The organism is Neisseria flavescens (genome assembly GCF_001618065.1).
Classification (GTDB): domain Bacteria; phylum Pseudomonadota; class Gammaproteobacteria; order Burkholderiales; family Neisseriaceae; genus Neisseria; species Neisseria flavescens_A.
This window is the reverse complement of the sequence record NZ_LAEI01000043.1, coordinates 1-12,338: the sequence shown is the minus strand read 5'-3', so window position 1 is coordinate 12,338 and position 12,338 is coordinate 1. Positions and strand designations below refer to the sequence as shown.

9 protein-coding genes and 1 pseudogene are annotated in these 12,338 nt (G+C 43.5%); 2 read left to right on the top strand and 8 right to left on the bottom strand.

Features of this window, described 5'->3' with window-relative positions:
* Positions 1 to 8 precede the first annotated feature (8 nt).
* From rsmA to TW89_RS06590, 3 genes are all read right to left on the bottom strand, one after another.
* Positions 9 to 788: a 16S rRNA (adenine(1518)-N(6)/adenine(1519)-N(6))-dimethyltransferase RsmA gene (rsmA, locus tag TW89_RS06600; protein WP_128580925.1), complete on the bottom strand. Its 780-nt coding sequence runs from the start codon at positions 786 to 788 to the stop codon at positions 9 to 11.
* A gap of 88 nt (positions 789 to 876) precedes the next feature.
* Positions 877 to 1,476, bottom strand: a complete 600-nt coding sequence (locus tag TW89_RS06595; RefSeq protein ID WP_128580924.1) for a Maf family protein — start codon at positions 1,474 to 1,476, stop codon at positions 877 to 879.
* A 14-nt stretch (positions 1,477 to 1,490) separates the two neighbouring features.
* The gene (locus tag TW89_RS06590) at positions 1,491 to 2,030 is read right to left on the bottom strand and encodes a gamma carbonic anhydrase family protein (RefSeq protein ID WP_070625440.1); all 540 of its coding nucleotides are present in this window, start codon (positions 2,028 to 2,030) and stop codon (positions 1,491 to 1,493) included.
* Between the two features lie 237 nt (positions 2,031 to 2,267).
* Here TW89_RS06590 and TW89_RS06585 point away from each other — a divergent pair, with 237 nt between their 5' ends.
* Positions 2,268 to 3,146, top strand: coding sequence for a DMT family transporter (locus tag TW89_RS06585; RefSeq protein WP_128580923.1), 879 nt, complete (start codon positions 2,268 to 2,270; stop codon positions 3,144 to 3,146).
* 116 nt (positions 3,147 to 3,262) lie between these two features.
* Here TW89_RS06585 and TW89_RS06580 read toward each other — a convergent pair whose 3' ends face one another.
* The 5 genes from TW89_RS06580 to TW89_RS06560 form a co-directional block, all read right to left on the bottom strand.
* Positions 3,263 to 4,726 (bottom strand): surface lipoprotein assembly modifier, encoded by a 1,464-nt coding sequence (locus tag TW89_RS06580; protein ID WP_128580922.1) that lies wholly within the window; start codon positions 4,724 to 4,726, stop codon positions 3,263 to 3,265.
* 131 nt (positions 4,727 to 4,857) lie between these two features.
* The gene (locus tag TW89_RS06575) at positions 4,858 to 6,972 is read right to left on the bottom strand and encodes a hypothetical protein (RefSeq protein ID WP_283114683.1); all 2,115 of its coding nucleotides are present in this window, start codon (positions 6,970 to 6,972) and stop codon (positions 4,858 to 4,860) included.
* A gap of 325 nt (positions 6,973 to 7,297) precedes the next feature.
* Complete coding sequence (gene lepB / locus TW89_RS06570; RefSeq protein WP_128580921.1) at positions 7,298 to 8,317, bottom strand: signal peptidase I; 1,020 nt, start codon at positions 8,315 to 8,317, stop codon at positions 7,298 to 7,300.
* Complete coding sequence (gene lepA / locus TW89_RS06565) at positions 8,317 to 10,110, bottom strand: translation elongation factor 4 (RefSeq protein ID WP_049351467.1); 1,794 nt, start codon at positions 10,108 to 10,110, stop codon at positions 8,317 to 8,319. The genes lepB and lepA overlap by 1 nt, the downstream gene beginning before the upstream one ends.
* Before the next feature lie 132 nt (positions 10,111 to 10,242).
* Positions 10,243 to 10,944, bottom strand: coding sequence for a 5'-methylthioadenosine/adenosylhomocysteine nucleosidase (locus TW89_RS06560; protein WP_128580920.1), 702 nt, complete (start codon positions 10,942 to 10,944; stop codon positions 10,243 to 10,245).
* Between the two features lie 207 nt (positions 10,945 to 11,151).
* Between TW89_RS06560 and TW89_RS06555 the strand changes: the two are divergent.
* Positions 11,152 to 12,172: pseudogene (locus TW89_RS06555) on the top strand (PilT/PilU family type 4a pilus ATPase); the annotation flags it as partial.
* Positions 12,173 to 12,338: the final 166 nt, after the last annotated feature.

The window sequence follows — 12,338 nt, the reverse complement described above, 5'->3', positions numbered from 1 at the left end:
TCACTGTTTCAGACGGCCTTTTTAACCAAATAATTGCTCAATTCCACATATTTCTCTGCGGCAATGTGTTCTGCCCTGTCCTGCGGATTGATACCGACTGCCTGCAAGTCATCATCGCCGGCAAGTTCCTTCAAATTATTGCGTATGGTTTTGCGGCGTTGATGGAAAGCCAGTTTCACCAGTTTGGCAAAATGTTCAAAATCTTCCGCTTTACCGATTCGGTGTTTCACCGGAATCATGCGCACAACGGCCGAATCCACTTTCGGCGCAGGATCAAAGGACTCGGGCGGTACTTCAATCAACATTTCCATATCGAAGAAATATTGCAGCATCACGCCCAGACGGCCATAGTCGTTGGTTTTCGGCTGCGCCACCATGCGTTCGACCACTTCTTTTTGCAGCATAAAGTGCATATCGATCACATCGTCTGCCACTTCGCTCAATCGGAACAAAAGCGGCGTGGAAATATTGTACGGCAGGTTGCCGACAATTTTTTTCTTGCCTTCAATGCTGTTGAAATCAAACTGCAATACATCGCCTTCGTGTATCACCAATTTATCTGCAAACGGCAGAGTTTTCAGACGGCGTACGATGTCGCGGTCGATTTCGCAGACATGCAGGCAGTTGAGTTTCTTCGCCAAAGGCTCGGTAATGGCTGCCAAGCCCGGGCCAATTTCAATCACGATATCATCGGGCTGCGGTCTTACCGCGTTGACAATATCGCTAATAATCCGCGTATCCTGCAAAAAATTCTGCCCGAAGCGTTTCCGGGCCTTATGTTCTTTCATATCTTTCTTCAAGCAAGCTGTTTAAGGCAGTATTGTAACTGAAACAGGCGTTTTTGTCGGCACGCTTTCAGACGGCATTTGCCTAATTTTAAGCAAACGGCGGCGCTTCCAAACCCAAAGATTTCAGTAGTTGCGCGGTCTCATAAACCGGCAAACCCATCACGCCCGTAAAGCTACCCTGCAAATGCTCGACAAATACGCCGCCCAAGCCCTGAATCCCATACGCACCAGCTTTGTCCATCGGTTCGCCGCTGGCAACATAGGCTGCAATCTCCTCAGCCGTCAACGTTTTAAAGCGCACTTCGCTCGTCTGCACGACATCATGGCGCACGCCTTGCCAGTAAACGCATACAGCCGTCAGCACTTGATGCGTCCGTCCGGACAAGCGTTCCAGCATATCGACCGCATCCGCCTCGGATTCCGGTTTACCCAAAATAGCCTCACCATCCGCCACCGTCGTATCCGCTGTCAATACAGCAAACTCAGGCTCTTGATCATGAGCAGCAAACCATTGCGCCACCGCCGCCTGATTTTTTTCGCAGGCCATTCGGCGCACATACTCTACTGCGGCTTCGCCTTCTTTGGGGGTTTCATCAATATCTGCAGGAAGGCGGCGTACCGTGAAACCCAAATTCTCCAAAATCTCACCACGGCGCGGACTGCCCGAAGCTAGATAAATTGCGTTCATTGTATTGTTTTTCCTTATTTTGAAATTTTATGCTGGCCGGACAGGCGGACATAATGCGCAGAGGAATACGTCAAAAATTCCTTTTCCTCATCAGTCAGCGGACGCACTTGTTTCACAGGCGAGCCGACGTATAAAAAACCACTTTCCAAACGCTTGCGCGGAGGCACCAAACTGCCCGCGCCTATCATCACATCATCTTCGACAACCGTATCATCCAAAATAATCGAGCCCATACCTACCAACACACGATTCCCAATTCGGCAGCCATGCAGCATGACCTTATGCCCAATCGTCACATCATCGCCGATAATCAGAGGCGAACCGTCAGGCTTCGCCGCATTCTTATGCGACACATGCAAAACGCTGCCATCCTGCACATTGCTGCGCTTGCCGATAGAAATACTGTTCACATCGCCGCGCAATACGGCATAAGGCCAAACGGATACATCTTCCGCCAGCGACACTTCGCCAATCACTACCGAAGTCTCATCTACAAAACAAGACTCATCAACCGACGGCACATAATCCAAAAACGCACGAATAGGGTTTGCCATTTCCAATAATCCTTTTCTCAAACCAAAACTGATCAGGCCGTCTGAAAACACGGCGTAAAACGATTTTATACTACAACAATACGAAATCAAGCCAAAAAATCATCAAAAGGCCGTCTGAAACAGTTTTCAGACGGCCTTTCATCATAAACCCTTTATCTTGGCTTACGACTATTTATCATTAGCGCCCCAACTATATTTTATGGAATAATCGTCTTCATTTGATTGATGGAGAAGCCGATGGAGACAGGTTCGGGAAATTATGCAGCGCCCCTATTGGTCGTCGGCTGCGTCGTCTTCGGCTTGGGCAGTTTGATCGTCAAATTTGTCGATGTCGGCTCTTACACCATCGCATTCTGGCGCTTGCTGATTGCCGCCCCTATATTCTTCCTGCTAGGGCGTTTTTTCAGACAAAAAATGCCCACAAAAAGAAAAACGGTCGGCTACGCAATCTTATCCGGCGTTTTCCTCGCATTCGACCTCGCTCTGTGGCACGAAAGCATTCACGCCGTAGGCCCCGGCATTTCCACCTTGCTCAACAGCCTGCAGATTTTCTTTTTAGCCGCCATCGGCTTCTTCTTTTATTCGGAACGTCTAAGCACCCTGCAAATTTTAAGTTTGATATTGGCCACCATAGGCGTAGCCTTAATCGGCAGTCCAGAGTTCGGTCATAACGACAATGCCGCATGGGGATTTATCAGCGGCGTAGTGTCCGGTGCCATGCTGGCCCTGTCTATGGTTTTCGTACGTAAAACCCATGAACAGGAAAAAGTCGGTTTGTTTCCGCTGATGATGATTTTAAGCTTCGGAGGCGCAATAGCGCTGATCATCCCATCGCTGCTATTCGATGCTGCACATCTCTATCCCAAAACTTTAAACGATGTGATTCTAGTCTCCATCTACGGCATCATCATGCAATGCTTCGCTTGGGCATTGATTGCTTACGCCATCCCGCTTTTATCCTTGTCACTAACCGGCCTACTACTGCTCTCCGAACCAGTTGCCGCCATGTTGATCGATTATTTCTGGCTGGATAAACCGATTAATACCGTCCAATGGAGCGGCGCCACTTTAACTTTATTGGCGATTTATTTAGGTTCGTTAAAAGGCAAAAAATAGAGATAAAAAAGTCCGTCTGAAAATTTCAGACGGCCTTTTTGGTATAATGAAATACTTAGACTCAAACCAAATTTAACCGAATTAGTTTAAGTTATATGAATTCATTAAATGATTTTTTAAAATGTTTTCTCAAAATCTATGAACACACGATTTTTAGAATAACTATTAAGCTCTCCAATATTACTGTTATTTTTTGTATATCGCCAATTCAACCTTGGAGTAATACCCAACACGCTTAATTTATTGTGCCAAATACTTAAATTAGTAATAGTTACATTATCTTTGCGATGACGATCAGTAAAAATATAATGCTTTCCATCAAAACGTTCGTGATAGTGATTGATTATAAGTATGCTATTCAAGTCTTTACCCCAAGTCTGCCCCCAACCAACATATCCCCCTATACGTTTAGAGCTACTGCCAGCATAATGTTTTACTTTATCACGAGCATAGTTTAAACCACCTAAAAAATAAGTATCATTGTTTAAAAGGTAAGTAGCGCCTACTCCGATTTGATAATCTTTCCCTCGTCGTTCAGTATATGCATAATCTTTTTTTGCTATTGTACTGTTAGCAGACAAACGTAAATTTGGCGTTATCCAATTTGAAATGCCTAAATCTACACCTGCACGTGTGTAATAAGGATGATTTCCATAACGACGTTTTTCTAAAAATGGCATAACATAGCCATCTGTTTTAAAACTTTTATTTTTATAACCCAGGCTTATTCTTGCTACTTGATCATCATAAGCATGGTTATCCCAATAAGTCACACCATCTATATCACCCGCTATAGCTAAGTAGTGGTTATCTTTAATATTATCATCACGATTGATAGATAACGAATAATTAAATCCATGTCCTTTTTGCGGCAAATAGTCAGGATTCTTTTCAAATGCTAAATTACCAAATTGAGGAAGATGAATTTCGCGTTCCGTTGAAACATTATTGATATTGCCGTCTTGGATATAACTTAGACCACCTGAAATTTGCCATTTCTTTTTCTTCATAGCATCTTCATAAAGTGCGATAGTCGGAAGTACATCTTCAGGAAGCCCCTGCTCCTTAGCTGTATTAAATTCATGTTTCGCATTACGAGTCTGTCTATCCTCATAAAGCATAGCAGCTAAATCTAGACGGACAGTAACAAGATTAGAATTCTGAGCGAGAATAGAACGATAAAGTTTAATAGCTTTTTTATATTTCCCTTCAGAGCGCCAAATTGCACCTTGCGCATAGGCCAATAAAACAGGATCGTGTCCGCTCCATTTTCGATATATCGGCAAGAGCTGCGTTGCTGAGATATAATTTCGCATTTGTAAAGCCTGATTTAACAATGGCTCTGTCAACTCTGGTTGCTTGGCTAAATCATCTAATGTCAACGTTTGGCTAGACTCTTCTAGAGAAGTACCGTCATTGTCTGAAAATAATTTATCTTGCTCTGATACTTTAGGAATAGCCATCTCCTGAATTTTTTCTACCTGTCGATCAGCTACAGTTTCAGGATTCGTCATAATTTCAGCAGAAGCCATCGAAGGAACTAGCGTTCCCAGTATAAAAATGAATGAATAAGACTTCATAAATCTATTTCTTAAAATTAAAAATTTAAGTAACAATAGTTGAATTAAAATTTTATCTATTGGTATTTTTCATCTTAAAAACAATAAGCAGCAGATGCTAAGCTCCTGCTGCTTATTGTTTAATCAGCGTTTTAACGCTTGCCAATAAAACCAATATTATTTTCACCATGGCTGGTCGTAATTTTTAACACACCACCCACTTCTTCAGCATTTGTGCCAGCAAAACGTATGTCACCTTTGCCATAAATCACTTTATTTTCACCTGGATTTTTTCCTTTCATCCAAACAGTGATGTCTTTAGCAAGTTGTTGGCTTCCCACCAGAGAGACTTTTTGACCTGCGTTTGCAGAAGGCATTCCACTATCTGTTTTTACATAACCACTAGCGAAATATACATTACGTTTGTCATCTAAGCGACGATTGGTAATCTCACCATTAAAGGTAACAGTATTGTAACCCATATATGGTTCATGGAACTGCGCAGTCATATTCATCACGCCGTCTTGTTTACCATCTCGGCTAGAATAGGCAACACCTGTATATTTAGCAGATAATCCTTTTTTAGTCTTCATATTATAGACATTGGCGAGGATACCATTATCAGTAATAACTCGGTCAAAAATGCCGATATTATACGGGGTATTGACCCCATAAGTGCCATCGCCATTTTTATAGCGCCATGCAGTTAATGAGAGATATTGTTGATTAAAACCATTGGCTTGTCCAACATCATAAGTATAAATCGCACGAACTTCATTTACCTTTCCATAGTGCAATGCACTAAACATTTCAGCAATTACACGTTTGTTTTGAAATGCGCCTAATGCCTTATTATCATCAATACCGGTATGAATTGAATTTAATGACACTTCGGTCATTTGCCCTTTATCAGCGACAATTTTCAACCTACCATCTTTTTGTGTTACAAGAAAATAGCTACCAGCAGGGTAAGTATATTGTTTATCCGCAACCCAACCCAATGCTTTAAGCGCATCTGCCCGCTCTGGATTTACTTTTACTGCCTCTGAACTAACTTTAAATGTAGTAGCTTTATTCAAAGTAAAGCGATATGCATACTCACCATTTTGATTAACATACAATTCATCATCCGGATTATTATTAAAATAATCATTCAAAGAATGTGCATATCGAAACCCCCTACTAGGTTTAGTAGATATCTTCCATATCGGATTACCCTCATCATCTAACTTATATTTTACATTAGCTAATACGCGACGCCCTTTATCTAAAGCAGTTTTATTATCTGCATTAGTTTCAAAATTATTAAACCATTGTGTATAACGGCTTCCCCCTACGCTATCCAACTCGAATTTGCTAGCTGTTTGGTCTAATATATTAACGCTACTACCTTGTTTAATTAAAATACCATTTGCATTACGCTTATCTACACCAATCAAATTTATTGAATTTAATGGAGTATCAATTTCATCATAACCATACTCTCTCTTAATATATCCATCGATTTTATTTACTGTATAGCGTGTTGCCACACCACCCAATATAACCGTTTGGGGACGCAAAATTTTATATTTTCCACGGCCTCCAGAAGTTGCAACAATATGTGAACTATCATAAATAGAAGTAGGAGGATTAGCCTCCTCTAACAATGGGTTTGCAGCAAAGTTATTTGCAATAAAACCTGTATCTACTTCAGCTTGGCTAAATTCAGCAAATTTATATTCTTCTTTTTCTAATGTATCATTTAATCTCAGAGTTACTAATTTATTCTGAATATTTTTAGAAATTTGCTCATTAACTTGAGCTAAATTATCTTTGCCAGTATTAGGTTTGGTTGCATTGTCCTGACCGGCATTATCCTTACCGGTAGTGGGTTTGGTTGCATTATCCTTACCGGTGTTATCCTTACCGGTAGTGGGCTTGTTTACATTATCCTTGCCGGTGTTATCTTTACCGGTATTGGGCTTGGTTGCATTGTCCTTGCCCGCGTTATCTTTACCGGTAGTAGGCTTGGTTGCATTGTCTTTACCGGAGTTATCTTTACCGATAGTGGGTTTGGTTGCGTTGTCCTTACCGGTATTGGGTTTATTTGTATTTTCCTTATTGGAATTACCTTTGTTGGTATTATTACTAATATCATTAGGTGCCACAGATGGACTTGTCGGTGAACCAGGTTCTCCATTCGAGCTAGCACATGCAGCTAAAACTGCCGCACATATGCCTGTTAATACAAAATGAGTAATAGGTGATTTCTTCTGAGTAAACATAAATATAATCCTCATTAACTGAAAGTAACTTTACTTAAAACAACTAGATTATTTGCTAATTGAAAAACCGAATATAAACAACACTTATACTATTGTAATAGTATAAACGAATACAAACAGCTTTACTTAATTAATATTTGTTAATTTTTGAAAATTTACTCTTTATGGCTAATTTATGATTATCATATTCCTAACCATCTCTTGAGTTAATAATATTTCAAGCCTTTTTTAATATTAAATTTAATATTCATCTAAGCACAAATTTTAAATTGCCATAAAAAAGGCCGTCTGAAAAATTTCAGACGACCTTTTCATCTGTTATTGCTTATTTGATACTGGTACCGATACGGCTGAGTTCGCCAAAGTTCATCCAAACGAAGAAGGCCTTCCCGACAATCAGTTTATCATCGACAAATCCCCAATAACGGGAATCGGCGCTGTTGTCACGGTTATCGCCCATTGCGAAATAACGACCTTCAGGAACTTTACAGATAAAGCCATTGCCGTCTTCTGCGTATTCGCAATTTTCCAAACCGCTTGTTTCAAGCGAGTAATTGCTTTCAGGCATTACTTCTGAAGTGTATTTGTTCAATACGGCAATGGATACGGAAGGTTGACCGGCTTCTTTGACCACATCAAAGTTTTTGCCGTTCAAGGCGGTCTGAAAACGCTCAAGCGTATGAATCATAGACGGATCGGTATCATCTGCGTATTGATAATTGCCGTTTGGTTTTTCAGAAATAATTTCACCGTTAACAGTCAAAACCTTATCACGGTATTCCACAACGTCGCCCGGAATACCGACGATACGTTTGATGTAATTCATCTCCGGCTGAAGCGGATAATTGAACACCACGACATCGCCTCGTGCAATATTGCCAACAGGGATAATGACCTTATTCAAAATCGGCAGGCGGATACCGTAAGAGAATTTGTTCACCAAGATAAAATCGCCTTTGACCAAGCCCGGACGCATGGAACTGGACGGAATTTGGAACGGCTCGGCAATAAAGCTGCGCAACACAAAGATAACCAAGATAATGGGAAAAAAGCCGCCCATATAGTCGGTAAAATGTGCATTGTCTTCGCCGGTCTCGCTTTTTTTCAGACGGCCTTTATGAATTGCCCAAACAATACCGGTAAACACGACAAACACCAGTAATACGGCGGTAAAGCTCATAAATTCGGACAAAATGCCAAATACGCCGACCATGCACAGGAGATAACTCCATTGCAGGCCGGAGCTCCATTCGCCGTTTCCCTGACGCTCTTTGCTGCTTTTGAAGTTGAGAACCAAGCCGGCCAGCAATACAACGACTGCGCCTAAAGTCAGATTTATACTCATTATTTATCACTCACTTGCAGAATCGCCAAGAATGCGCTTTGCGGGATTTCCACATTGCCCACTTGTTTCATGCGGCGCTTACCTGCTTTTTGTTTTTCGAGAAGTTTTTTCTTACGCGTAATATCGCCGCCGTAACATTTCGCCAAAACGTTTTTACGCAGGGCTTTGACGTTTTCGCGGGCGATAATCTGGCTGCCGATGGCGGCTTGGACGGCAATGTCGAACATTTGGCGCGGAATCAGTTCGCGCATTTTCGCTGCCAGCTCGCGGCCTCGGTGAACCGCGCTTTGACGGTGCACAATCAGGCTCAAGGCATCAACTTTTTCGCCGTTGACCATAATGTCGAGCTTAATCAAATCAGACGGTTGGAACTCTTTGAAATGGTAGTCCAACGAGGCATAGCCGCGCGAAGTGGATTTGAGTTTATCGAAAAAGTCCATCACGACTTCGTTCATGGGCAAATCGTAAGTCAGCATGACTTGACGGCCCATATACTGCATATTGACCTGCACGCCGCGCTTTTGGTTACACAAGGTCATGACGTTGCCAACGTATTCCTGCGGCACAAGAATGGTCGCAGTGATAATCGGCTCAAGAATGGTTTCGATAGTGCTGATTTCAGGCAGTTTGGACGGGTTTTCAACTTCGATTTTCTCGCCGTTCTTCAACACGACTTCGTAAACCACCGTTGGCGCAGTGGTAATCAAGTCCATGTCGAACTCGCGCTCCAAACGTTCCTGCACGATTTCCAAGTGCAACAGACCCAAGAAGCCACAACGGAAGCCGAAGCCCAACGCTTGGGAAACTTCAGGCTCAAATTTCAACGAAGCATCGTTCAGCTGCAATTTTTCCAAAGCATCGCGCAAGGCTTCGTAGTCGTGGCTTTCCACCGGATAAAGGCCTGCAAATACTTGGCTTTGTACTTCTTGGAAGCCGGGCAGCGGTTCAGAGGCAGGATTGGCAACCAAAGTAACCGTATCGCCGACTTTCGCCTGTCCCAATTCTTTTACGCCGGTAATCAGAAAGCCCACTTCGCCGGCTTTGAGTTCTTGTTTTTGAACTGATTTTGGTGTGAATACTCCCAGCTGCTCGACCTGCGTTTCCGCCTTGGTACTCATAAAGCGCACTTTGTCTTTCAGCTTGATGGTGCCGTTTTTCACACGAATCAACATAACCACGCCGACATAGTTGTCAAACCATGAATCGACAATAACCGCTTGCAACGGCGCATTTTCATCACCGGTTGGCGCAGGGATTTTGGCAACGATTTCTTCCAAAACATCTTCCACACCAATGCCGCTTTTAGCGGAACACTGTACCGCACCAACGGCATCAATACCGATGATATCTTCAATTTCCTGCTCCACGCGCTCGGGTTCTGCGGCAGGCAAGTCAATTTTGTTCAAAACAGGCACGACTTCCACGCCCAAATCAATCGCGGTATAGCAGTTCGCCACGGTTTGCGCTTCCACGCCTTGCGATGCATCAACGACCAAAAGCGCACCTTCGCAAGCTGACAGTGAACGGGATACTTCGTAAGAGAAGTCGACGTGTCCCGGAGTATCAATCAGGTTGAGCTGATACACCTGCCCGTCACGTGCTTTATAGTTGAGTGCGGCGGTTTGCGCTTTAATGGTAATGCCGCGCTCTTTTTCGATGTCCATGGAATCGAGCACCTGCGTACTCATTTCGCGCAAATCCAAACCGCCGCAATATTGGATAAAACGGTCGGCAAGCGTCGATTTACCGTGGTCGATGTGGGCAATAATGGAGAAATTCCGTATGTTTTTCATATTGTTATTAAGATAAATGCAATTAAAGGCTGAAAGGCCGTCTGAAAAAACAGGGATTCGGTTTTCAGACGGCCTTAGAATAAGGTTGAATCGTTCCGTATTCTAACGGAAATTCAACGCTTTTGCATGATTTTATAGCGATTTGACAATCTCGGTAACCATCTTCGCCGAACTGACGGCCGCCGTTTTCAAAAATTCTTCAAAGCTGATGTCCGCTTTCTCATCCGCCGAATCGGATACGGCGCGAATAATCACAAACGGCACTTCCAACTGATGACAAGTCTGCGCAATCGCCGCAGCTTCCATTTCCACTGCTTTTACGTCAGGAAAATGGCTGCGGATTTCCGCGACACCTTCGCTGCTGTGCACAAAACGGTCGCCACTGACAATCAGACCTTGCGTAACAGCCGCACCTTCAAACACTTGCGCCGCCTTTTCTGCTTGGCGAATCAAGTTTGAATCCGATGCAAACACGGCAGGAAGTTGCGGCACTTGTCCCCAAACATAACCAAAAGCCGTTACGTCAACATCGTGATGCGCCACAGTTTCGCCGATAACCACATCGCCGATCTTCAATCCTTTGCCCAAACCGCCTGCACTGCCGGTATTGATGACACAATCCGGTGCGAACTGATGAATGACCCAAGAAGTAGAAACCGCTGCATTGACCTTACCGATACCGCTCAAAACCAATACCATGCGTTTTCCAGCCAATTCGCCTTCATATGCCGAGAATTTACCGAAGGACACATGCTTGACATTGGCCATGCTTTCACGCAAAAGCTCGATTTCCTGTTCCATTGCGCCGACCACGGCAATTGTTTGTACTGACATCTCGTTACCACCTTTCCATTCACTAATCGGGCAACATTATAACAGCAGAATTTAAAATCACAGGGATACTGAAAAATCTGCTATATTCCCAGCACGACACTCAATTTAAAACAGATAGCCACTCTAGTGGGCAAAACAGCAAATAATGATTGCTTCTGTTATAATTATTCTCAATAAAATAACTTAATATTAACTATCTGAATTCTTATGTTTGACGAAAATACTCCGGGCGCAAAAGAAGAATTGTTCACTTGGCTACGCCACATGAACAAATACAAAGGCTCCGACCTTTTCATTACCACTAATTTCCCGCCGGCCATGAAAGTGGACGGCAAAATCATGCGGCTGACCGATGAGCCGTTAAGCGCTGAAAAATGTATGGAAATCGCTTTTTCGATTATGTCTTCCAAACAAATCGAAGAATTTTCTACCACCAACGAATGCAATTTCGCCATCAGCCTGCCCGATACCAGCCGCTTCCGTGTCAATGCAATGGTTCAACGCGGCGCAACTGCATTAGTGTTCCGCTCCATTACCAGCAATATCCCTAAATTTGAAACTCTTAATCTGCCACCGATTCTAAAAGACATCGCCCTCAGAAAACGCGGTTTGGTTATTTTTGTCGGCGGTACAGGTTCGGGCAAGTCCACTTCCCTCGCCTCCCTTATCGACTATCGAAACGAAAACAGCTTCGACCACATTATTACCATCGAAGACCCGATTGAGTTTATCCACCAACACAAAAACTGCATCATCACCCAACGTGAAATCGGTGTAGATACAGAAAATTGGCCGATTGCATTGAAAAATACCCTGCGCCAAGCGCCGGATGTTATCCTGATTGGTGAAATCCGAGACCGCGAGACCATGGACTACGCCATTTCCTTCGCGGAAACCGGCCATTTGTGTATGGCGACACTGCACGCCAACAGTACCAACCAAGCGCTGGACCGCATCATCAACTTCTTCCCCGAAGAGCGCCGTAACCAGTTGCTAACCGATTTATCGCTCAACCTGCAAGCCTTTATTTCGCAACGCCTGATTCCCCGTGAAGGCGGACGGGGACGCGTAGCGGCTGTCGAGGTTTTGCTCAATTCTCCCATTATTGCCGACTTGATTCGAAAAGGCGAAGTCCACAACATCAAAGAAATGATGAAAAAAATCAACCGGCATGGGCATGATTACTTTTGACCAAGCCTTGTATGATTTGTATGAAAACGGCGATATCCATCATTTTTTCACGACGGTAAAGACTTCAGGCTTCGCTCCAAAGTCGGATTTCCCATTCGCGGTTGAGAGTTGGCACCGGCGCGTATTGGTACGCAAATTGCCCAAAAACGACCCGTACGGATTCATATTCGGACACAATGTAAGAAGTCGCACGGTCAAGCACG